Raw genomic sequence first — 21,904 nt, forward strand, 5'->3', positions numbered from 1 at the left:
AAANTTGTCCAAACGGGGTGACAGCGCTGTCAATTTATTCTATAGTGGATTCACCTTGAGGGCGAGCGACATCGCCCCGGGNGCCTGAAAAATCGGCAATTTTTCGGTCAAAAAAAGAACTGAAAAGGGATNTTTGAAANGAGCGCCAGTGAGTAGTAACGACGATCGGCACGTCAGGCGCTAATAAAAACCCCCAGTCCGGTGAGGACTGGGGGTTTTTATTAATACAGCAACGTAAACAACTTCCTTTGGTACTCGATCGCCAACGGATCGCCCTTCCCCAACGCCGCGATAATATCCGTCAGGGTTTTCCGCGCCGCGCCGTCGGCGTAGCCCAGGTCCTTACGCAGCACCTCGATCAACAGCTCCAGCGCCGGCTTCTGATAACCTTCCTGATTGTACTGGACCGCCAGCTTGTAGCGCATTTCCAGATTGTCCGGATCGGCCTCGAGGGCCTGCTCCAGNGACTCGATTTCCGGNGTTTTGGCGGCCTGCTTTTTCAATTCGATTTTGGCTTTCACCTGCTCGTAGAGGGTATCCTGATCCGCCAGTTTTACGTTGGACAGGGTCGTTTCCGCCTCTTCGAGCCGATTCAGCTCCACTTGGGCGTGAGCCACCATGCAGGCGATCTGTGGGTTTCGGCCNGACTCTTCATANACCCGCTGTAGCACCGGCAACGCCTCACCNNACTGCCCNGCNTCNAGCATCGCCTGAGCNTGCTGAAGGTCCCGCTCCCACGCCTTGGGCAGGTGCTGCTCCAGCATTTGCCGCACCTGCACCTCCGACTGGGCNCCNGTNAACCCATCCAGNGGCTGGCCGTCTTTGATCANCATCACCGTGGGCAGGCTGCGAACCTGAAACTGCGACGCCAGCATCTGCTGCTCGTCNGCNTTGATCCGGGCCAGCAGGAAGTCGCCGTTGTATTCGTCGGCGAGCTTTTCCAGCAGGGGCATCAGGGTTTTGCAGGGGCCGCACCAGTCGGCCCAGAAGTCCACCAGCACGGGACGCTTGAAAGATTCGTCGATGACGTACTGTTGGGCGTTGTCGAGAGTGATATCGATGACGTTCATGGCTGGAGTCTCGTGANGTTTCAAATGCGGTTGGGCGCGGCAGCCGTTGGGAACGGCGGATGCGCGCTGCGCGCTTATCCGCCCTACGCGAAGTTCGGTAGCCCTATCAGTGTTCTGGGCGCATATGGGGGAACAACAGNACNTCGCGGATGGAGGCGGCGTTGGCGAACAGCATGACCAGACGGTCAATGCCGATGCCCTGCCCCGCGGTCGGCGGCAGGCCGTATTCCAGGGCGCGTACATAGTCCGCNTCGTAGTGCATNGCCTCNTCGTCACCGGCGTCTTTTTCCCGCACCTGCTCCTTGAAGCGTTCGGCCTGATCTTCGGCGTCGTTAAGCTCCGAGAAACCGTTGGCCAGCTCGCGGCCACCCACGAAGAACTCAAACCGCTCGGTCACCTCGGGCTTGGCATCCATTCGCCGCGCCAGGGGTGACACTTCCGTGGGGTANTCGGTGATNAANGTCGGCTGNTCNAGNTTNTCTTCGACGGTGGCCTCGAAAATNTCGATCTGCACNTTGCCCANCCCCCAGGAGTNCTTCANNGGNATTTTCANGCCTTCNGCNACGGCNCGNGCGCCTTCGAGGGTNCTGATCNGNTCGGCGGTNATNTCCGGGTTGTANTCCAGAATACTGTCGAACACGCTGATCCGGCGGAAGGGTTTGCCGAAGTCGTATTCGCTGTCCTGNTACTGGACCACTGTAGANCCCATCACGGTTTCGCACAGCCCGCGCAGCATATCTTCGGTCAGGTCCATCAGGTCGTTGAAGTCGGCGTAGGCCTGATAGAACTCCAACATGGTGAACTCGGGNTTGTGNCGNGTNGACAANCCNTCGTTACGGAANTTGCGNTTGATNTCATACACCCGCTCAAANCCNCCNACNACCANACGCTTCAGATACAGCTCCGGCGCNATACGCAGGTACATGTCNATGTCCANCGCATTGTGNTGNGTGATAAACGGCCGGGCGGTNGCGCCNCCGGGAATGACCTGCAGCATGGGGGTTTCCACCTCCATGAAGCCGTTGCCGTCAAGGTAATTACGGATATAGCTGATGCACCGGGAGCGCAGGCGGAAGGTATCGCGCACTTCCGGNTTGACGATCANGTCCACATAGCGCTGNCGGTAGCGCTGCTCCTGATCGTGCAGNCCGTGGTATTTTTCCGGCAGCGGNCGCAGGGACTTGGTNAGCAGTTGATACTGCTCCATGTTGACGTACAGGTCNCCNCGGCCCGAGCGGTGCAGGGTGCCGCTGGCNCCNACGATATCNCCGATATCCCACTGGCCCCACTGNTCNTTGATGGCCTTCTGGGTGTCCTTGTCNGCNTANAGCTGNACCGTNCCGGAGGCATCCTGCAGCACCATGAAGGGGCCCCGCTTGGCCATGATCCGCCCCGCCACGCTGGCGGTGAGGCCGGCGCCTTCCAGGTCCTCTTTGGATTTGTCCTGGTGTGCCGCCTGCAGTTCGGCGCAGGTATTGTCGCGACGGAAGTCATTCGGGAAAGGGTTGCCCTTCTCTCGAATGGCCGCCAGCTTGGAGCGACGCTCGGCAATAAGGTTGTTCTCATCCTGGGGGGCGTTGGGCTTGCTCATGGCATCTCTGATGTTGGGGAGTGAATNAACAGGGCCTGATTACAGGCCCGCTTTCAGACTGGCGACAATAAACTGGTCCAGGGCGCCGTCCAGCACCGCCTGGCAGTTACTGGTCTGAACGCTGGTGCGCAGATCCTTGATGCGCTGGTCGTCCAGCACGTAGGAGCGGATCTGACTGCCCCAGCCGATGTCAGCCTTNTTGTCTTCCATGGCCTGCTTTTCGGCATTGCGCTTGAGCATTTCCTGCTCGTACATCTTCGCGCGCAGCATTTTCATGGCCCGNTCNCGGTTCTGGTGCTGGGAGCGTTCACTCTGACAGCTCACCACGATACCGGTGGGCTCATGGGTAATCCGCACCGCCGANTCGGTTTTGTTCACGTGCTGACCACCGGCGCCGCTGGCNCGGTAGGTGTCGGTACGCAGNTCACCCGGGTTGATATCGATTTCGATATTTTCGTCGATCTCCGGGGAGACNAACACCGAGCAGAACGAGGTGTGACGNCGATTGCCCGAATCAAAGGGNGACTTGCGNACCAGCCGNTGTACGCCCGTTTCNGTGCGCAGCCAGCCGAAGGCGTATTCGCCTTCAAAGCGGATGGTGGCGCTTTTGATGCCCGCCACTTCACCGGCGGACGCTTCTTCCAGGGTGGTTTTGAACCCTTTGCGCTCGCCCCAGCGCAGGTACATGCGCAGGACCATTTCGGCCCAGTCCTGGGCCTCGGTGCCGCCAGAGCCGGACTGAATATCGAGGTAGGCGTTGTTTTCATCCACCTCGCCGGAAAACATCCGGCGGAATTCCAGGGACTCCAACTGNCCATCCAGGCGCTCAATTTCGGCCGCCACNTCNTTGATGCTGTCGGCGTCATCTTCCTCNACCGCCATATCCAGCAGCTCNCGGCAGTCCGCCACACCGGTGTCCAGATCCTCAATGGTNTTTACCACCAGCTCCAGTGAGGAGCGCTCTTTACCCAGNGCCTGGGCGCGGTCCGGATCTTCCCANACATCGGGCTGACCCAGCTCCAGTTCAACTTCNGTCAGACGCTCTTTCTTGTGAGCGTAGTCAAAGATACCTCCTGAGCACATCAGTTCGCTCAGTCAGGTCTTTCAATTGATTCAGCAGCGGATTGATTTCCATAAGTTCCAAACCGGTTGTCGCGTCACCGGCCGAGCGGGATAAAGCGGCCGGAAACAGAGTGAATTCAGGTTGGGGGATCGCCCCAATCAGGGCGCGCATTCTAACGCACAAGGCCGCACCACCGCCAGTGCTCCGGCGGGCTCCCCGGTTGGCGGAAATCGCGATAGAGGCCACAAACTGACGCCCTGCCCCTGTAAAAAACCGCTAAAACCGTGGACAATGCCTCTGCCGANGTCTGGCACCATGGACAGAGACACNAATAACAACAGAGCCCCATGGCTCTGACTCAACCCGGAGCAACCGGCATGAACCATCCACTACTGTCGATACTCACGCCCATGTACAACGAGTCGGGCGGGATTGATCACTTTTTTCAGACGCTCGAGCAGGCACTGGAAGACGTTCCGGTCGATTATGAGATCATCTGTGTGGACGACGGCTCCGCCGACGATACCCTCCAGCAGTTACGTAATCACGCCGACCGTAACCCTCGAATCAAAGTGCTCGCGCTGACCCGGAATTTCGGCAAGGAAGCGGCCATGACCGCTGCACTGGACTTTGCCCGCGGCGACGCCGTCCTGCCGATCGACGCCGACCTGCAGGACCCGCCGGAGCTGATCGGCCAGATGGTGGATCAATGGCTCACCGGCGAATACGAGGTGGTCTACGCCAAACGCGCCTCCCGCAAGGCCGACAGCCTGATGAAGCGCAAGACCGCCCAGTGGTTCTACCGTCTGTTCAACAAAATGAGCGAAATCCATATCCCCGAAAACGTCGGGGATTTCCGCCTGATGGATCGCAAGGCGGTGGATGCCATCAAACTACTGCCGGAGAAAGACCGCTTCATGAAGGGCCTGTTCTGCTGGCCCGGCTTCCGGCATACGGTCATCGAGTTCGACCGACAGGAGCGCGCCCAGGGAGAAAGCAAATTCAACTACTGGCGCCTGTGGAATTTTGCCCTGAGCGGCATCACCTCCTTCAGCACCTTTCCCATCCGGGTGGGCACCTACCTGGGCCTGATCGTTTCGTTCTGCGCCTTTGTGTTTGCGGTGGTGGTCATCATCAAAACCCTGACCACCGGGGTGGATGTACCCGGTTATGCCTCGACCATGGTGGTCATTCTGTTCCTGGGCGGGATCCAGCTGTTCTTTCTGGGGCTGCTCGGGGAGTACGTGGGTCGAATTTACAAGGAAGTGAAAAACCGACCGATCTATCTGGTGGCGGCCAAGTGGGGCTTCGATGACGATCAGACTGCTTAGGCAACTGGTCTGCTTTGGCATCGTCGGCGTCGCTGCGACCCTGACCCACTACCTGATGGCACTGAGCAGCCATGAGGGACTGGGCCTAAACCTGTACGCCGCCAATCTGTTGGGCTATGTGACCGCCATGACCGTGTCCTTCTACGGCCATGGCTGGCTGACCTTTAGGGTAGCGCTCACCCGCGCCACCCTGCAACGCTTTGTGGTCGCCTCGGTTTCCACTTTCCTCTCCAGCGAAATACTTCTCTGGGCGCTAGAGACCGGCACGTCGCTCCCCCATCGAATCACCCTGAGCATTGTGGTGATATCCGTGCCCGTCGTCTCTTTTATCCTCAATAAGTTCTGGGTCTATCGCCCCGGATCAGCTGCCAGTAGGTCGGATTAGCGAAGCGTAATCCGACACCAACCACGACTCAGCGAATTTGTCGGATTACGCTGCGCTAATCCGACCTACGCATATATCGTCCCGAACCAGCTGCCACTCAGTCGGTCCTGACGCTAAACAAGCTTAAAGGGCATTGGTTGGGTCAGAGAATCAATGATCGCACACTCCGCGTTATCATCCCCGGCGCAGTGCTCCGCCATGGTCACCAGGGTATCCCGCATCGCCTCCAGGCGAGCCAGCTGTTCATCCACCTGCGCCACCCGCTCCAACACCAGCGCCTTGACCTCTGCACTGCGCCGGTGCGGGTCCCGGTAAAGATCCAGCAACTCCCGGCACTCATCCAACGTAAATCCCACCGCCCGGGCACGCTGCAAAAACTGAAGCTGCTCCACATCCGCCTGCCGGTAATCCCGGTAACCATTGGCCGCCCGGTGCGGACACACCAACCCGATGCTCTCGTAATAACGGATCGTCTTCGGGTTCAACCCGCTGCGCTCCGCCGCCTGACCAATATTCATCCAACCTCCTCTTAAACACTGCCGGTCAATTGGCCCGGCAAAGATTACACTAACTATAACCTTTAAAATGGCGCCTGACTACTTATTGATCAATACTGGCCAGAAACCTCCTCGAGAACAGTGTGACAAGGCGCACACTTAAACGGCATTTTTGCTATCCACATCAAAGACTTACAAATTATATTTGACAAATAGAATGAAAAGTCTAGATTAGACATTAAACACCGAGCCGGAGTGGCCGCCATGGAATACCTGAGTATGACCAGTCCCGAGTGGGAAACCATGTGGGATCAACTTGCGGAAGACCGCCTGAATCAGGGCGATCCGATCTGTGAATTCGCCGGCCAGGCCTGGGAGTACATGGGGTCAACCAAAGACCACCACCACTTCCGCCACCCCTGCCACCCGGCCACAGAGAAAACCGAGTACATCTACCTCGAACGCGCTGGCGTCGCCCTCGCCTGGGCCGTGTGATCCGCGGGGCATACGCTCAATAACCGGCAGATTGCGCCTTGCACGCAACCTGCCGAATCGGGCTCAAACACCAATATTCTTCAGCGTCTCCAGAATCTCCCGCATCACCGCCGCCGTACGCGGATGCTCCGCCGCCATCTCCTCCACCAACAACTCCAGAGTATCCAACGGCACCGGCTCACCGTACTGATCCTTCGCCCCCTTCGGATGGGTGTGCAACTCCAACTGCTCCATCAAATGCTTCTGCTGCTCACTGGGCTCCTCGTTGCCGTACATCTCATGCAACTGGGTAATCAGACTTCTGGCTTTTTCCTGGGGCATAAAGACCTCGTTTTTTGGGTTAACTTGCTTCGCTGACTTTGCAGTGTTGTATTCGACTGTACCTTGCGTGCTTATTGGTGGATGACGAACCATAACGCTGCGCTCTGCTCCACCCTACGGCTAATGCGCAACCCTTGGCACTGAGGGGCGCTGTGCGGTAAACCCTTGTGAGACCGTGGAGCCGGGGACCGGCGATCCGAGCCTACAGGGACGTATGTACGGCGTGTCTCACAAGGGTTTACCGCACAGTGACCCGGACGTTACGCAAACACCCACCACCAGATTATAGACCCTACTGATTCATTAAGTTTCGGCGTTTGGCCTCGCGGGCTTCACGGGCTGCAACGCCATACTCCTTCCAATGCCCCTTACGCCAACGCCACCACTTGATCGCCGCCCGCACCGACTCATCCGCCAACGCCGCCGACATCACCCCGTAAATACCCCAACCCAACGTAATAGTCAGCACATAAGCCAAGGGTACCGAGAACAACCAGATCACCGCAATCGTCGAATAAGAGATAAACGCCGCGTCCCCCGTCGAGCGCAGCGCCGAGCCCATCACAATGTTCACCGTACGCGCGGGCTCCGCCACAAACGCCAATACAAACACCCAAAACCCGAATGCCAGAATTGCCGGATCATCGGTATAAATCCCCAGCATCTGCTGGTTTAACGCCACCCATAGCAGCGCCAGCAACCCCGTACCCCAGATGGCCACCTTCACACTGTGACGCATCTGCCGATCCGCCTCGGCAAACTCATTGCGCCCGACCCGCTGGGCGATGATCACCTCCGTCGCCATGCCCAGCGCGACGGAAATCATCAGGCAGAACAGAAACGTATTGAAAGCGTAGACCTTTACCTTCAACGCCAGGTCTCCCACCCCGGCGACAATCCAGTTCAACACAATCATGTACATATTGAACGACACCGGCTCCAGGCTCGCTGGGGCGGCAATCCGCAGTACCGGCTTGATCAGAGAACGAAACTCCCGAACCCCCTGCCTCAATGGCAGGCGCAGACCGAGTTTGAAATGCACGATACTGAAGGTGAACACGAAGCTGCAGAAAATTGCCGCGACGCTGGCCATGGCCACGCCGTCAACGCCCATCCTGGGAACGCCAAACAACCCGAATACGACGATGCTGTTGCCGAGGATATTTGCCCCGAAGAAGACAAAGTTACTGATGGTGTTCCACTTTGGTTCGCCGTAGACATTGAGGATCGTCTGGTAAGACGCCCGCAGGCCCCAGATGGCCACCATCCAGCCGATGATGCCCAGGTAGGTCACCGCGTGGGTTTCCACCGTCTCCGACAGCGGCATCCAACCGGCGACGTAGGCGCCGCCGATGTTGATGGCCATTGCGGTGAGCACGGCCAGGCCCATGATCAGAAACACGTAGGCCATGATGGTGGCGTTGGCGGTGTCGTATTTGTTGGCCCCGATGCGCTGGCTGGCGATGCTGGAGCCGGCAAAGGCGGTCACCATGAGCAGGGTGTTGCCGGCGAATACCAAGGGCGATACGGCGCCCACGGCGGCCGCCGCGCTGTCGGAGATCCGGCTCAGGAAGAACATGTCGGTGAGCGGAATGGTAAAGGTCACCGCCTGATCCACCAACATGGGCGCACTCATGCCCCACAGGCCTTTGTCCAGGACGCGACTTTTTGGTTGATGACTCAAGAATGGGCCTCGTTGCGGTGTAGATGGTTAAGAGTTTAACGTTTATTTTAAGCGGCGTAGGTTCGTCACGACCGGACCAAGAAGGGGGAATACCCTTTCAAGACACGCCGTGAATACGTGATGTGCATGGACGCACGAATGCCGCGATGGCATGGATGCCATAGAGCGGCCCATGTAGGCTCGCATCGCGGGTCCCCCGCTCCACGGTCTTGAAAGGGTATTCCCCCTTCTTGGTCCTTAGTGCGACTAGTTAGGTGCGATGGTGTCATGCAACGTATAGTTGGGTAACGGCGGATGCGGCCTGTGGCCTTATCCGCCCTACGCGACCTGAGTGCCTGATTGTCTTTTTGGTGCTATTTCCCGAAACTGGACGCTGGCACCGCGGAGGTTGGGTAACCCCTTGGGAGACCGTCACCTGCCTGGACGGCAGGTGATGAGCCCCCAGGGATGGGTTCACGGCGTGTCTCCCAAGGGGTTACCCAACCGCAGCACCCAATTCGAAGTACCTCATAGAACCAAAAACACCTATGCAGCTTCGCGCAATACTACGGCTGGTGGGGTGGTGACTACGCTGCGGCANCTCAGGGCGCCCAAGAGGCCGACGAAGGCGGCGCCCAGGATCGGGCCCAATACCCAGAAAAGGTAGTGCGGTCGGATCGGGATTTCCAGNACGAAGTGCTGCAGNCTCATCAACAGCGCCTCCGAGCCGAGCACGGCAATCAACCCCGACAGGCCACCGAGAATCGAAAACTCCGCCCAGACACTGCCCACTACCAACCGGCGCGGACTGCCCAGGGCACGCAGCAGACCAGCCTCCTGNTTNCGNGCATCCAGGCTGGTCGTGACCGCCGCCAGAAGTACCAGGATGCCGCCAATTACCGTGAGCACCAGAACCAACTGAATGCCCTTGGTCACCTGGGTGACAATCGATCGGATCTGCTCGAATACCCGATCCAGTTCGATCAGCAGAATGGTGGGGTACTCACGCATCAGGTCGTTGATCAGTGTTTTCTGGCTGGCCGGAACATAGGCACTGGTGATGTAGGTGGCGGAAAAGCCNTCCAGGGCTCCAGGCTCAAAGATGAAAAAGAAGTTTGGATTCATGGAGCGCCAGTCCAGCGTCCGCAAACTGGNCACCTCNGCNTCCANTGTCAGTCCGCCGATCGAAAACCGTAAGGTATCTCCCAGNTCAATGCCCAGCTCGCCCGCCAGCTCCTGCTCCACCGANACGCCGGGCAGCTCGCCACCGGACCACTGATCCCACCACTGCCCGGCCACTACCTCGTTGTCTTCCGCCAGGGTGTCTGTCCAGGTCAGGTTNGCCTCGCGGTTCAGGCGTTCCCGGGACTTTTCCTGCTCGTTGATGTGTGTNAGGCGACCCCTCACCATGGGGTACAGNGGTTGTCGGTCCANGGATTCGCGGTCGAGCATGGTCTGTACCGGCTCGACGTCTTCGGGTGCCACATTGACCAGGAAGTGGTTGGGNGCATCCTCCGGTAACTGGGCTTGCCAATCCTGTATCAGCGAGGTGCGCACNACNGTCAGNGTGATCAGCAGCATGATCGCCACCGAGAAGATCACCATCTGCACCAGGCTGTGGCCGCGCCGGCGCTGCAGGTTGGCCACTGCCAGGCGCCAGACGCTGCTGGCCCCGGTGGTGAGTTTGCGGCTCAGGTGCAGCAGTCCGAGGCCGAGNATGGCGGTNACCACAACCACCACCAGCAGGGCCGCCACGACGCTCGCCGCCAGCGCCCAATCCCGGCTGAACAATACCACCAGCAACACTACNGCNAGCAACGCCAGCANNACCTGAGTCCAGACCTGAACNTTATCGACGCTCAGCTCCCGACGCAGNATTTTCAGGGGCGGCACTTTNGGNAGGAACCACANGGCGGGCAAGGCNAAGAACATCAGGCACACCAGNCCNCTCAGNACNCTCAGCACATAGGCCAGCCAGCCCGGTTGGGCCAGGTTCAGGGCGAAGAAGTTCGACAGGCCGTAAGCCACCAACTGCTGGAAGCCCTNCCCCAGGCCGACNCCNATGACGGAGGCCACCANTGACAGGAGAATCANCTGACCGAAGTAGAGNTTCCGAATACGCTGNCTGCCCGCTCCGAGGCTTTTCATNAGGGCGACCTGATCCACATGGCGATCGGCAAACTGGCGGGCCGCAAGCCCGATGGCAACACCGGCCAACAGCACGCCCACCACGGCGGCCAACAGCAGAAACTGTTTGCCGCGATCCAGGGTCNNNGCNAGNTTNCGNTGGGAGGANTCNATGTCCACCACCCGATAGTGGTCNGTCAGNTGCGGNTCCAGCCAGGTTAAAAANCCTTCCAGNTCGGCGNGCCGGTCGGCGGCCAGCAGCCATTGGTAGCTCACCCGGCTGCCCGGNTGCACCACGCGGGTTGCCGGCAGGTCCTGAAGGTTCATCAGGACCCGNCCACCGGTCATGAAAATGGAACTGGCNCCNTCGGGTTGNCGCACCAGNACACGGCTGGCCACCAGNTCCGCCTCGCCGACACCAAAGGTATCACCCAGCTCAATGCCCAGCAGGGGCAGCATGCGNGCATCCACCCAGGCTTCNCCCGGCGCCGGGATGCCAGTGGCTTCTTCCGGAGGTTTGGTNGTCCAGGGTTGATCGGTGGTTTCCACCACACCACGCAGTGGGTAGCCCTCGTCCACCGCCTTGATGGAGGCCAGGTGCATCTCATCACCCCGATACACCATGGAGGAAAACTCCACCAATCGGGACTGCTGAAGATCGCGTTCGCCGGCTTCTTCAGCCCAGGCTGGATCATGAGGCTGGGACGCCCGAACCACCCGGTCCGCCCCCAGCAGATTGTTGCTTTGCTGTACCAGAGTGGCTTCGAGCCGATCGGTAAAAATGGCGATGGCACTGACCACCATCACGGCCATCACCAGGGCGATGCTCAGCAATCGCACTTCCCCGCTGCGCCAATTGCGCCAGAGTAGTCTTGCGGCCAGCATTGGCTCAGGCCTCCTCTGGCACGGGGTCAGTTTCCGGTTCAAGGGAACCGGCCACCAGATGAACGCGACGACCGCAGCGTTGGGCCAAGCGCTCCTCGTGGGTAATCAGAATCAGGGTGGTGCCCTGCTCGCGATTCAGTTCAAACAGCAGATCGATGATTTTGGCACCGGTGTGAATATCNAGGTTGCCCGTGGGCTCGTCGGCAAACAGCACCTTGGGCTGGCTGGCAAAGGCCCGCGCCACCGCCACTCGCTGCTGCTCACCACCGGAGAGCTGTTGCGGGTAGTGGGTCAGACGCTCGGCAAGTCCCACCCGAGCCAGGTACTCCTCGGCCCGACTACGGGCATTCTTCATGCCATGCAGCTCCATGGGGAGCATGACGTTTTCCAGCGCGGTCAGGCCCGGCAGCAGTTGAAACGACTGGAATACGAAACCGACGGATTCGGCCCGAACTTGTGCCCGTCCCTCTTCGTCCAGTGCGGTCAGGTTCTGGCCGCACAGCTNCACTTCACCGAAACTGGGCAGGTCCAGCCCCGCCAGGATNCCCAGCAGCGTTGANTTGCCGGAGCCCGAAGGGCCGGTGATTGCCACACTTTCTCCCGCCGCCACNGANAGGGAAATGCGGTGCAGAATGGTCAATTGCCCTTCTGCGGTCGAAACCACTTTGCCAACGCCGTTGGCCTGTACCAGTGCCGTGGAAGTCATGAAATGTCCTGGTTCGTCAAAAAACAGAGTGACCTATTGCACCTTGGTTACGAGAGGGTGTCAAAACGGTTCACAATTCTTTACGGTGACCCTTAGTCGCCCGATCAGCGTACCCATGCAGTATGAGCCTCTCAGAGGTTATTATTGCACCTGTGTNCACCCACTGAGCCGGAACCGCCCATGACGTTACACCGCACACTGCACTGTATTTCCCTTGNCCTGCTGCTCTCGCTCGCCTCAGTGGCCTGGGCAGAGTCCCCACGCGTCCTGGTACTGGGTGACAGCCTGAGTGCGGCCTACGGCATTGACGAGGAGGATGGCTGGGTCAACCTGCTCAATGAGCGACTGGAGCGCGAAGGCTACCCCCATACGGTGGTGAATGCCAGCGTCAGCGGTGAAACCACTGAAGGCGGCCTAAAGCGCCTTCCCCGGCTGCTGAGCGAGCACAACCCGGAATGGGTGATTCTGGAGCTGGGCGGCAATGATGGTTTACGCGGTTACCCGGTCAGCGATCTCGCCGACAACCTCGCCGCAATGATTCAATTGAGCCGGGAACAAGGGGCNGAGGTAGTGCTCTTGGGCATGCAGATTCCCCCCAATTATGGCCCGCGCTANACCGATCAGTTTACCGCCGTGTATCCGCAGCTGGCCCANGANGAAGATGTNCCNCTGGTGGCGTTTATGCTANAAGGCATNGCCACGANGGATGANNTGATGCAGCGAGACGGCATTCACCCCAACGCCGAAGCGCAGCCAAAAATTCTGGAGAATGTTTGGCCGATGTTGCGTGAGGTACTTCAGGCGCACTAAGAGCGTGATCTCGGGGTACGTTTGATGTCGGCTTACGCGCGATGCGCTAAGCCGACCTACTGGAGAGTTGTGTAGGTCGGCTTAGCGCAACGCGCGTAAGCCGACGAACACCTCGGACTTCATTTACGCCGGCTCCAAATACTCCACCATCAACTGCACGGACTGACGCCCGCGAAACTCGTTCACATCCAACCGATACGCCAGGTGCACACGCTGCACGGACGGATTGGGCCACAACTCCGGATCAATATTGAACGCAATGGCGTCCACCAGATGTTGTCCCTGCGAATCCAGCGCCAACGTCATTTTCAGGTGTTTCTCCCCCACCAGCCTCTGCTGAACCAGCGCAAAATCCCCATCGAACAGCGGCTCCGGAAAATGCTGTCCCCAGGGGCCTGCGTTGCGCAGCAAACTGGCCAGTTCCAGGTTCACTTCCGTGGGCGTCAAATTACCGTCGCTGACCAACACCGGCTGCAGGTCCTCCGGCTGCAATTGACGTTTTACTTCTTCGTCAAAGGCCTGCTGAAACGCGTCGAAATTCTCCCGAGAGAGCGTCATCCCCGCCGCCATGGCATGGCCGCCGAACTTGTTCAACAGATGCGGATGACGGGCCGCCACCGCATCCAGCGCATCGCGGATGTGCAAACCGGCAATTGAGCGAGCCGAACCTTTGATCTCCCCTTCCCCGGCATCGGCAAACACGATCACCGGACGGTGCAGACGATCCTTGATGCGCGACGCCAGAATACCGATCACACCCTGGTGCCAATTACCGTCATACAGGCAGAGCCCCCAGGGCAGCGCCTGATTTTCTTCATCCAGCTGCAGCCGATTGAGCATGGCCACCGCTTCCTTCTGCATGCCACTCTCAATCGCCTTGCGATCGCGGTTGAGCTCGTCCAGCGTCAACGCCATCTCCCGGGCCAGCTCATCGCTGTCGCACATCAGACACTGAATGCCCACGGAAATATCGTCCAGGCGTCCCGCCGCGTTCAGCCGTGGGCCAATGGCAAACCCCAGGTCACTGGCCACCAGCCGGTGCATCTGTCGCCCGGCCACATCCAGCAGGGCAATAATGCCCGGGCGAGCCACACCGGCGCGAATGCGCTGTAAGCCCTGAGACACCAGAATGCGGTTATTGTGATCCAGCGGCACCACGTCCGCCACCGTACCGAGGGCCACCAGATCGAGAAAATTCGCCATATTGGGCTCGGGCTGGCCCTGGGCAAACCAGCCCCGCTGACGCAACTCCGCCCGCAGGGCGTTCATCACGTAAAAAATAACACCAACACCTGCCAGGTTTTTACTGGGAAACGGGCAGCCCGGCTGGTTGGGGTTCACAATGGCTTCGGCGGAGGGCAGCTCATCACCGGGCAGGTGATGATCCGTCACCACCACCGCAATCCCATGCTCCTGCGCCGCACGCACCCCCTCGACACTGGAAATACCGTTATCCACCGTCACAATCACATCCGGCGCCATCGCCGCCGCCACTTCTACGATCTCCGGCGTCAGCCCATAGCCGTACTCAAACCGGTTGGGCACCAGAAAATCCACACTCGCCAGGCCCATGGCCTGCAACGCCATCACCGCCAACGCCGAACTGGTGGCGCCGTCAGCGTCGAAGTCACCCACCACCAACACATTGGCCTGTGCCTCGACCGCATCGGCCAATAGAGCCACCGCTTCGGGCAGGCCTTTGAAGGTGGGTTTGTGCAGGTGTTGCAGCTTGTGGGAGAGTTCTTCCGAGCGAGAGACGCCTCTCAGCCGATAAAGGCGATCCAGCAACGGAGGAAGGTCACCAGCCAGAGGGGTTTCCAGAGAGTGTTCAGGAGGTGTGCGTCGGAGGATGGTTTTTTGCATGAGGTCCGTCGGTGAAATTAGAGGGATTCGGCTTTGGTTACGGCGGATGCGCCTTCGGCTTATCCGCCCTACGCGATCCTTGGCACAGAGGGACGGGAAGGGGAAGCCCTTTCAAGACCGTAAGCGGAGGGACTCCGCGCGTCGAGCCCCCAGGGATGGGTTTACGGCGTGTCTTGAAAGGGCTTCCCCTTTCCGGCCCGGGCGTGAAGAGCTCACTTCACCCAATCCGGGCCGCTTGAGCGCCCTACGCTTTCAAATTTTTGGCGATGTAGGACTGTACGGTGCCGATGTCGTTGGCCAATACTTCGTAGCGCTCCTCGCGCTGGAAGAGGTCCGCCATGTGGTGTGGAAGCGCCGGATCGGTATCCTGACCGGCCTTGCGCACCGCCTCCGGGAATTTCGCCGGATGGGCCGTGGCCAGGCAGACCATCGGAATATCCTGACGACGGCGCGTTTCGCGGGCCGCCTTCAAACCNATCGCCGTATGCGGATCCAGCAGGTATTCAGTGCGCTCAAACACATCTCGAATCACCTCCAGCATCACATCATCATCCACCTTGTAACTGCTGAACAGCTCACGCGCCTTCGACAACGCCGACTCATCCAGATGCATGGCGCCGGACTTGAAGTCCTCCATCAGGCCNCGGATTTTGTCACCGTCGCGATCGTACAGATCGAACAACATGCGCTCGAAGTTACTGGATACCATGATATCCATGCTCGGCGACAAGGTATGCTGGAGCGGCTGCTTGCTGTGATCATTGCCACTCAGGCAGCGATGCAGAATATCGTTGCTGTTGGTGGCGATCACCAACTGATCGATGGGCAGCCCCATGCGCTTGGCCAGATAACCGGCAAAAATATCGCCGAAGTTACCCGTAGGCACCGAGAAAGAGATAGGACGTGCCGGTGCGCCCAACGCCAGNCCCGCGTAAAAGTAGTAAACGATCTGGGCCATGATGCGCGCCCAGTTGATCGAATTGACCGCCACCAGTTGACGATCTTCGGGCAGAAATGACTGATCGCCGAAACTGGCTTTCACCATATTCTGGCAATCGTCAAAGTTGCCTTCCAACGCGATGTTATGCACGTTATCTTCCAGCACCGTGGTCATCTGTCGGCGCTGTACATCCGACACCCGCTTGTAGGGGTGCAGAATGTAAATATCGATATTGTCGCACCGGCGGCAGCCTTCAATCGCCGCCGATCCGGTATCCCCGGAGGTTGCCCCCATGACCACCACTTTCTGCTGACGCTTTTTCAGCAGGTGATCGAGCAGGTGGCCGAGGAACTGNAGNGCGAANTCCTTGAACGCCAGGGTCGGNCCCTGGAACAGTTCCAGAATCCATTCGTTGTGCGCCGTCTGCACCAGNGGNGCAATGGCGTCGTGGCGGAAGCTGCTGTAGGCCTCNCTGATNATCTGCTTGAGTTCCGCATCGGATACGGCNCCNGAAACNAACGGGGCCATAATNTTGAACGCGAGCTCTTCGTAGGAGAGGCCCGCCCAGGANGCGATTTCTTCCTGGCTGAATTCCGGCAGCGTTTCCGGTACATACAGGCCGCCATCTGGCGCCAACCCGGTCAGGACAACGTCTTCAAAATCGAGGGCCGGGGCCTGGCCCCGAGTGCTGATGTATTTCACTTCAATGGCTCCACACGGATGCGGGTAATCGGGCCGGTGATGGAGCTCAGGGATTCGATCTTGATGATCGCCTCGACCAGTTGCTTTTCCACGGCCCGGTTGGTCAACAGAATCAACGGAACGATTTCTTCTTCGTCCGCGGCCTCTTTCTGGATCAGGGCTTCGATACTGATGCCGGAGTCACTCAGAATTTGTGCAACCTGCGACAGCACCCCGGGTTTGTCCANAGCCGACATACGCAGATAGTAAGCAGTCTCGACCTCTTCAATGGGCACGATTTCCAGTTCGCTGCGCAGCTGTTCCTGCTGGAAGCCGAGGTAGGGAACCCGGTGCTCGGGGTCAGCGGTCAGGGTGCGCGCGACATCGACGATATCCGCCAGTACGGCCGAGGCAGTGGGTTCGGCCCCAGCACCGGCACCATAATACAGGGTCGGGCCGACGGCATCGCCCTTGACCAACACGGCGTTCATCACGCCATCCACATTGGCGATCAGGCGCTTCTGGGGAATCAGGGTCGGATGCACGCGCAGCTCAATGCCCTTGGGCCCTTTCTGGGCAATCCCCAGATGCTTGATCCGGTAACCCAACTCCTGGGCGTACTGAACGTCCTGCGGGGCGATACGACTGATGCCTTCGGTGAATACTTTGTCGAACTGCAGGGGGATACCGAAAGCGATGGAGGCCAGGATTACCAGCTTGTGGGCCGCGTCGATGCCCTCGACGTCAAACGTCGGGTCGGCTTCGGCGTAACCCAGCTCCTGAGCCTCTTCCAGCACCTCGGAGAAACCGCGACCCTTGTCGCGCATTTCGGTGAGAATGAAGTTACCAGTGCCGTTGATGATACCCGCCAGCCACTCGATCTTGTTGGCAGACAGGCCCTCACGGATCGCCTTGATGATGGGGATACCACCGGCCACGGCGGCTTCAAAGGCGACGGTCACACCCTTTTCATTGGCGGCGGCAAAAATCTCGTTACCGTGCTCGGCAATCAGGGCCTTGTTGGCGGTAACCACGTGCTTGCCGTGCTCAATCGCCTTGAGAATCAGCTCGCGGGCCACATCAATTCCGCCGATCAGCTCGATCAGAATGTCGATGTCCGGGTTGGTGGCAACCTCAAAGATATCGCGGGTGACGTTCAGCCCGGAGATGTCGCAGTCCACATCGTCGCGACGACAGGCGACCTGGCCAATCACAATGTCACAACCGGCACGGGCGTTGATCACCCGGCTGTTGCGATGAAGAACGTTGACCGTGCCGCTGCCGACAGTGCCGAGGCCACAGATACCTATTTTGACCGGTTTCAAACTTCTCTCCCCCAAAAAATGAGCCCTGCTGGTAAAAGGTAACGCCCGCCAACGCTGGGTGCGGGCGGGCGAGACCGGCTATTCTACTGGAATGCGCGCCCCGGAGCGAGGCGCGGGCGAGCAACCTTACTGGGCCGCTCGCGAGGTGTCAATTGGCGACAGGGATGGGGCCATCAGAGCCCCAGAATCTGGGCGAGCTGCGCCGGCGGCACATAGCCGGGCTGCACCGTCCCGTTGGGCAGCACCAGCGCCGGNGTGCCGTTCACGCCGAACTCGCCACCGAGGCGAGNANNGCNNNNGCNACCGNGTTGTTATCACAGGATTTGTTGTCCACCGATTGGAGGTTTTTCAGACGATCCAGTACGGCCTGCTGGTCGTCCGCACACCAGGCGGTTTCCAGCTTTTGGGCGGAGGGACTGCCCACACCGGCCCGAGGATAGGCCAGGTAACGAATTTCGATGCCCAAGTCATTGTAGCCGGGCTTGGTTTCACCACCGTCCTGATAGGCGCTCATCTGACTGTGCAGGCGACGGCAGTACCCGCAGTCCACATCCGTGAACACATACACCACCGCTTTGCTCTCACCCTCCGGAGCGAAGGCAATGGTGTCTTCTTCATCCAATTGAGCGGCAAGCTGCTTGCGCTTTTCCACGACCGCCGGGTCTTCGTAGCGCCCAAAGCCACCGGGCTCAATGGTGAACATGTCACCGGCAATCATCAGTTGCGCGTCCGGAGAGACATAGAGCACCGGTCCGCCGACCACCCGAGCCTGGTAAAGCCCCTCAATGGGCGCCGGGCGCACATCGGTAAACTCAAAATCGGGACGTGCCTCGGAGAGGGCCTTGAGAATACGGTCCTCGGTGGACATTTCCTGAGCCTGGGCCAACACACTCCCCATCAGGACCATCAGACCAACCGCCACTTGCTTCAACATAAACGTTTTCCTGTCACAATTTCAAAGTATTCAACGACACTGACGCGTCATCCCCGGGGGTGATGCTGGCGATGCTGCTCCTGCATCCGCGCCCGGGCGACATGGGTGTATATCTGGGTAGTCGACAGATCACTGTGGCCCAACAATAACTGTACGACCCGCAAATCCGCCCCGTGGTTCAACAGGTGGGTCGCAAAGGCGTGTCGCAGCGTATGAGGCGACAGGGGTTTGTCGATACCCGCCACCAGCGCCCAATGTTTAATTCTGTGCCAAAACGTCTGACGGGTCATCTCTCGGGCGCGAGTGCTGGGAAAGAGTACTTCACTGGGCGCATTATGCAAGAGCACAGGTCTCGCTTCCTGTAGATAACGGGAAATCCAGTCGATTGCTTCCTCACCGAGCGGCACCAGTCGCTCCTTACTGCCCTTTCCCATGACCCGGACCACCCCCTGGCGAAGATTGACCTGCGCCAGCGTGAGCCCCACCAACTCGCTGACCCGAAGACCACAGGCGTACAGAACCTCCAGCATGGTACGGTCGCGAAAGCCCACTGGATCTTCCAGATCCGGTGCCATCAGCAGCCGCTCAACATCGGCCTCGGTGAGGGACTTGGGTAACGATTTGGGCAGTTTCGGGTTGTCCACGAGGGCCAGGGGATTTTCCGCCAGCCGCCCTTCGCGGATCTGGTGGCGGTAAAAGCCGCGAACACAGGAGAGAAAGCGCGCCGTGGAGCGACTGGAATAGCCCTTTCGGTGACGGTAGGCGAGGTAGTCATAGGCGGAGACCGCATCCAACGACATCAGCCCCCTGCCCTGCTCGACCAGCCAGCGCGCAAACGCCTCCAGGTCGCGCCGATAGGAGTTCAGGGTATTCTCACTGAGGCCTTTTTCCATCCAGATGGCGTCGAGGTATTGCTCCAGGGCCTGGCTCTCTTGGGCGGGTAAGGTCACAGCGCTCATCGGTCATTGGTTGGCGTTGGAGCGAGAATACCATAAAAAAACCGGAGCTAAGGCCCCGGTTTTTTTGAACGGATCAGCGTATCGCTTAGGACAGCTTTTCCTTGATGCGTGCTGCCTTGCCGGTCAGGTCGCGCAGGTAGTAAAGCTTCGCCTGGCGAACATCACCCTTACGCTTCACCTGGATGCTGTCAACCTGACGGCTGTGCACCTGGAAAGTACGCTCAACGCCCACACCGTGGGATACCTTGCGCACGGTGAATGCAGAGTTCAGGCCGCGGTTACGCTTACCGATAACCACACCCTCAAACGCCTGCAGACGCTCGCGGTTACCTTCGGTTACCTTTACCTGTACCACAACGGTATCGCCCGGGGCGAATTCCGGTACATCCTGTTTCATCTGTTCGGCGTCGAGCGCCTGAATGATCTTGTTAGTCATGCCTAGTCTCCTGAGAGTCTGTAGCTTCACAGCTAGAGTTAAGTGCTTCAAGGTCCCGACGAAAGTCCGTCAACAGCGCATGCTGTTCCTCGGTTAGGTTAATTGCTTCAAGCAAGTCTGGCCGTTTCTGCCAGGTCCGCCCCAGCGCCTGTTTCAGGCGCCAGCGCCGAATTCTTTCGTGGTCACCGGACAGTAGCACTTCCGGGACCTCATGCCCTTCAAAATTTTCCGGGCGGGTGTAGTGTGGGCAGTCCAGCAACCCCTCCGTGAAGGAATCCTGCTCTGCCGACTGAGCGTGCCCCAAAGCGCCTGGAATCAGCCGGGTCACGGCATCAATTACCACCATGGCGGGCAACTCACCGCCACTCAGAACGTAATCCCCGATGGACCACTCCTGATCGACCACCGTCTTCAGCAAACGCTCATCAATCCCTTCATAGCGTCCCGCCACCAGCACCATCGGGCCATAACTGGCCAGGGTTTCTACGCCAGACTGATCCAGCGGCCGCCCCTGAGGCGACAGATAAATCACCGGTGCGTCCTCCCCGGCCCAGGCCTGGGCGGCCGCGATAGCGTCGCGCAGAGGCTCCACCATCATCACCATGCCGGGACCGCCACCGTAGGGTCGATCGTCTACCGTGCGGTGCTTATCCCGAGTAAACTCCCGGGGGTTCCAGCACTGCACGTCGATCAGCCCCTGCTTGACGGCCCGACCGGTCACACCGTAGCCGGTCACCGCCTGCATCATGTCCGGAAACAGACTGACCACCGCCAGTCGTACCGGCTGTGTTTCGGGCGCTTCGCTCAAAACTCCGGGTCCCAGTCCACCTCGATACACTCTGCCGCCAGGTCAACCCGGCGCACATACTGTTCGGGCACATAGGGAATCAATCGCTCGCTCTGGTCGATACTCTGGGCATCACCCTGCACCACCAACACATCGTTGGCGCCAGTCTCCAGCAAGCGTGTCACGGTACCCAGATCGTACTCCTGACCGCCCCAGTGGCTGACGACCCGAAGGCCCTGCAACTGATGCCAGTAATAGTCGTCCCCTTCCAGCTCCGGGAGCAGCTGTTTTTCCACGGCAATGGTCACCCCGGTGTAGAGGGCGGCCTCATCGCGGTCGTCGACACCCTTGATGTGCGCAACAAACCCTTTGCCGTGAGGTCGACTGTCATCGATTTCTACCGGTTTTACTCCCCGGGCGGTTTTCAACCACCAGGGGCCGTAGCCAAACAGGTTCTCCTGCGGCTCGGTGTAGGAGTGAATTTTCACCCACCCCTGAATACCAAATACGGCGGTAATACGCCCGACGTCAATCAGGTTTGACCCCTTGTTGCGGGTTCGGGCGTCAGCCATAGTCAAGCGCGCCTCGCTTAGGCGGCTTGCTTCTTCTGCTCTTTCAGCAGGCTGGCTACGCGCTCGCTCAGCTGTGCGCCTTGGCCTACCCAGTACTCGACACGCTCATTGTCGATACGCAGGCGCTCTTCCTGACCGCGGGCGATCGGGTTGAAGAAACCAACGCGTTCGATGTAACGGCCGTTACGGGCGCTGCGGCTGTCGGTTACGGACAGGTGGTAAAAAGGACGCTTTTTGGAGCCGCCACGTGACAGACGAATAGTTACCATTGAGGATTTTCCTATATTTTCCAATTGGGGCCGGCACTTACCGACACCCGGTGAAAAGACCCAATCACACACAGGGTGCGAAAGGCGCGGTATTTTAAGGGAAAGAATCGGCTTTGTATAGGCCGATATGGACAAAGATCGGCCAATTTGCGTGCCGGCCAGCCGCTTGTGGCCGACCGGCAGACGCCCGGGCG

At 59.2% G+C, this 21,904-nt stretch carries 23 protein-coding genes; 4 read left to right on the forward strand and 19 right to left on the reverse strand.

What is annotated here, in order from left to right; genetic code table 11:
- Positions 1–221: 221 nt before the first annotated feature.
- The 4 genes from trxA to CMG77_RS02830 form a co-directional block, all read right to left on the reverse strand.
- On the reverse strand, positions 222–1,070 hold the full coding sequence (trxA, locus tag CMG77_RS02815) for a thioredoxin (RefSeq protein ID WP_286903576.1): 849 nt from the start codon (positions 1,068–1,070) through the stop codon (positions 222–224).
- 106 nt (positions 1,071–1,176) lie between these two features.
- A complete protein-coding gene (gene lysS / locus CMG77_RS02820) occupies positions 1,177–2,661 on the reverse strand; it encodes a lysine--tRNA ligase (protein WP_286903577.1) in 1,485 nt (494 codons plus the stop codon).
- A gap of 39 nt (positions 2,662–2,700) precedes the next feature.
- Positions 2,701–3,796 (reverse strand): peptide chain release factor 2 gene (gene prfB / locus CMG77_RS02825; protein WP_286903578.1). Its coding sequence is split into 2 segments (ribosomal slippage): positions 2,701–3,723 and positions 3,725–3,796, totalling 1,095 coding nucleotides; the frame shifts between segments, so codons are not numbered across the junction.
- The gene (locus CMG77_RS02830) at positions 3,722–3,895 is read right to left on the reverse strand and encodes a hypothetical protein (protein WP_286903595.1); all 174 of its coding nucleotides are present in this window, start codon (positions 3,893–3,895) and stop codon (positions 3,722–3,724) included. The genes prfB and CMG77_RS02830 overlap by 75 nt, the downstream gene beginning before the upstream one ends.
- Before the next feature lie 206 nt (positions 3,896–4,101).
- On the opposite strand from CMG77_RS02830, the gene CMG77_RS02835 reads away from it, so the two are divergent.
- Together CMG77_RS02835 and CMG77_RS02840 are read left to right on the forward strand one after the other, a co-directional pair.
- Entirely contained in the window at positions 4,102–5,055 is a 954-nt protein-coding gene (locus CMG77_RS02835) for a glycosyltransferase family 2 protein (protein ID WP_024459930.1), read from the forward strand.
- Positions 5,036–5,440, forward strand: a complete 405-nt coding sequence (locus tag CMG77_RS02840) for a GtrA family protein (RefSeq protein WP_286804735.1) — start codon at positions 5,036–5,038, stop codon at positions 5,438–5,440. The genes CMG77_RS02835 and CMG77_RS02840 overlap by 20 nt, the downstream gene beginning before the upstream one ends.
- A 113-nt stretch (positions 5,441–5,553) precedes the next feature.
- Here CMG77_RS02840 and cueR read toward each other — a convergent pair whose 3' ends face one another.
- Positions 5,554–5,958 (reverse strand): Cu(I)-responsive transcriptional regulator, encoded by a 405-nt coding sequence (gene cueR, locus CMG77_RS02845; RefSeq protein WP_286804734.1) that lies wholly within the window; start codon positions 5,956–5,958, stop codon positions 5,554–5,556.
- A 243-nt stretch (positions 5,959–6,201) separates the two neighbouring features.
- Here cueR and CMG77_RS02850 point away from each other — a divergent pair, with 243 nt between their 5' ends.
- Positions 6,202–6,432 carry a hypothetical protein gene (locus CMG77_RS02850; protein WP_024459927.1) on the forward strand — a complete coding sequence of 77 codons (231 nt, stop codon included), beginning with the start codon at positions 6,202–6,204 and terminating at the stop codon, positions 6,430–6,432.
- 63 nt (positions 6,433–6,495) lie between these two features.
- Here CMG77_RS02850 and CMG77_RS02855 read toward each other — a convergent pair whose 3' ends face one another.
- The 4 genes from CMG77_RS02855 to CMG77_RS02870 all read right to left on the reverse strand — a co-directional run bounded on the left by CMG77_RS02855 (position 6,496) and on the right by CMG77_RS02870 (position 12,134).
- Complete coding sequence (locus CMG77_RS02855) at positions 6,496–6,753, reverse strand: DUF4404 family protein (RefSeq protein ID WP_024459926.1); 258 nt, start codon at positions 6,751–6,753, stop codon at positions 6,496–6,498.
- Positions 6,754–7,045: 292 nt separating this feature from the next.
- On the reverse strand, positions 7,046–8,437 hold the full coding sequence (locus CMG77_RS02860; RefSeq protein WP_286804733.1) for an MATE family efflux transporter: 1,392 nt from the start codon (positions 8,435–8,437) through the stop codon (positions 7,046–7,048).
- 525 nt (positions 8,438–8,962) lie between these two features.
- Positions 8,963–11,428 carry an ABC transporter permease gene (locus CMG77_RS02865; protein ID WP_286903579.1) on the reverse strand — a complete coding sequence of 822 codons (2,466 nt, stop codon included), beginning with the start codon at positions 11,426–11,428 and terminating at the stop codon, positions 8,963–8,965.
- A gap of 4 nt (positions 11,429–11,432) precedes the next feature.
- The gene (locus CMG77_RS02870) at positions 11,433–12,134 is read right to left on the reverse strand and encodes an ABC transporter ATP-binding protein (RefSeq protein WP_286903580.1); all 702 of its coding nucleotides are present in this window, start codon (positions 12,132–12,134) and stop codon (positions 11,433–11,435) included.
- Between the two features lie 180 nt (positions 12,135–12,314).
- Between CMG77_RS02870 and CMG77_RS02875 the strand changes: the two genes are divergently transcribed.
- Positions 12,315–12,944 carry an arylesterase gene (locus tag CMG77_RS02875; RefSeq protein ID WP_286903581.1) on the forward strand — a complete coding sequence of 210 codons (630 nt, stop codon included), beginning with the start codon at positions 12,315–12,317 and terminating at the stop codon, positions 12,942–12,944.
- 123 nt (positions 12,945–13,067) lie between these two features.
- On the opposite strand, the gene recJ is transcribed toward CMG77_RS02875, so the two are convergent.
- The 10 genes from recJ to rpsP form a co-directional block, all read right to left on the reverse strand.
- Positions 13,068–14,807, reverse strand: coding sequence for a single-stranded-DNA-specific exonuclease RecJ (gene recJ, locus CMG77_RS02880; RefSeq protein WP_286804728.1), 1,740 nt, complete (start codon positions 14,805–14,807; stop codon positions 13,068–13,070).
- A 244-nt stretch (positions 14,808–15,051) separates the two neighbouring features.
- Entirely contained in the window at positions 15,052–16,449 is a 1,398-nt protein-coding gene (gene thrC, locus CMG77_RS02885; RefSeq protein WP_286903582.1) for a threonine synthase, read from the reverse strand.
- Positions 16,446–17,753 carry a homoserine dehydrogenase gene (locus CMG77_RS02890; protein ID WP_286903583.1) on the reverse strand — a complete coding sequence of 436 codons (1,308 nt, stop codon included), beginning with the start codon at positions 17,751–17,753 and terminating at the stop codon, positions 16,446–16,448. The genes thrC and CMG77_RS02890 overlap by 4 nt, the downstream gene beginning before the upstream one ends.
- Before the next feature lie 173 nt (positions 17,754–17,926).
- Complete coding sequence (locus tag CMG77_RS15730) at positions 17,927–18,019, reverse strand: hypothetical protein (protein ID WP_353743443.1); 93 nt, start codon at positions 18,017–18,019, stop codon at positions 17,927–17,929.
- The gene (locus CMG77_RS02895; RefSeq protein ID WP_286903584.1) at positions 18,016–18,687 is read right to left on the reverse strand and encodes a DsbC family protein; all 672 of its coding nucleotides are present in this window, start codon (positions 18,685–18,687) and stop codon (positions 18,016–18,018) included. Before CMG77_RS02895 ends, CMG77_RS15730 begins: the two co-directional genes overlap by 4 nt.
- A gap of 47 nt (positions 18,688–18,734) precedes the next feature.
- Complete coding sequence (gene xerD, locus CMG77_RS02900; protein ID WP_439510013.1) at positions 18,735–19,580, reverse strand: site-specific tyrosine recombinase XerD; 846 nt, start codon at positions 19,578–19,580, stop codon at positions 18,735–18,737.
- Between the two features lie 151 nt (positions 19,581–19,731).
- Positions 19,732–20,082 carry a 50S ribosomal protein L19 gene (gene rplS, locus CMG77_RS02905; RefSeq protein ID WP_024459910.1) on the reverse strand — a complete coding sequence of 117 codons (351 nt, stop codon included), beginning with the start codon at positions 20,080–20,082 and terminating at the stop codon, positions 19,732–19,734.
- On the reverse strand, positions 20,075–20,890 hold the full coding sequence (gene trmD, locus CMG77_RS02910; protein WP_286805891.1) for a tRNA (guanosine(37)-N1)-methyltransferase TrmD: 816 nt from the start codon (positions 20,888–20,890) through the stop codon (positions 20,075–20,077). Before trmD ends, rplS begins: the two co-directional genes overlap by 8 nt.
- Entirely contained in the window at positions 20,887–21,441 is a 555-nt protein-coding gene (gene rimM, locus CMG77_RS02915; protein WP_286805890.1) for a ribosome maturation factor RimM, read from the reverse strand. The genes trmD and rimM overlap by 4 nt, the downstream gene beginning before the upstream one ends.
- Positions 21,442–21,458: 17 nt before the next feature.
- Positions 21,459–21,710: a 30S ribosomal protein S16 gene (rpsP, locus tag CMG77_RS02920; RefSeq protein WP_024459907.1), complete on the reverse strand. Its 252-nt coding sequence runs from the start codon at positions 21,708–21,710 to the stop codon at positions 21,459–21,461.
- Between the last annotated feature and the right edge of the window lie 194 nt (positions 21,711–21,904).

Source organism: Marinimicrobium sp. (assembly GCF_002695945.1).
GTDB lineage: Bacteria > Pseudomonadota > Gammaproteobacteria > Pseudomonadales > Cellvibrionaceae > Marinimicrobium > Marinimicrobium koreense.

Bases quoted from the DNA above. Each gene is read 5' to 3' on its own strand.
- CMG77_RS02855 (WP_024459926.1), bottom strand. From the start codon at position 6,753: ATGCCCCAGGAAAAAGCCAGAAGTCTGATTACCCAGTTGCATGAGATG.
- rpsP (WP_024459907.1), bottom strand. From the start codon at position 21,710: ATGGTAACTATTCGTCTGTCACGTGGCGGCTCCAAAAAGCGTCCTTTT.
- rplS (WP_024459910.1), bottom strand. From the start codon at position 20,082: ATGACTAACAAGATCATTCAGGCGCTCGACGCCGAACAGATGAAACAG.
- xerD (WP_439510013.1), bottom strand. From the start codon at position 19,580: ATGGAAAAAGGCCTCAGTGAGAATACCCTGAACTCCTATCGGCGCGAC.
- cueR (WP_286804734.1), bottom strand. From the start codon at position 5,958: ATGAATATTGGTCAGGCGGCGGAGCGCAGCGGGTTGAACCCGAAGACG.
- CMG77_RS02850 (WP_024459927.1), top strand. From the start codon at position 6,202: ATGGAATACCTGAGTATGACCAGTCCCGAGTGGGAAACCATGTGGGAT.
- CMG77_RS02830 (WP_286903595.1), bottom strand. From the start codon at position 3,895: ATGCGCGCCCTGATTGGGGCGATCCCCCAACCTGAATTCACTCTGTTT.
- CMG77_RS02840 (WP_286804735.1), top strand. From the start codon at position 5,036: ATGACGATCAGACTGCTTAGGCAACTGGTCTGCTTTGGCATCGTCGGC.
- rimM (WP_286805890.1), bottom strand. From the start codon at position 21,441: ATGGCTGACGCCCGAACCCGCAACAAGGGGTCAAACCTGATTGACGTC.
- CMG77_RS02835 (WP_024459930.1), top strand. From the start codon at position 4,102: ATGAACCATCCACTACTGTCGATACTCACGCCCATGTACAACGAGTCG.
- recJ (WP_286804728.1), bottom strand. From the start codon at position 14,807: ATGCAAAAAACCATCCTCCGACGCACACCTCCTGAACACTCTCTGGAA.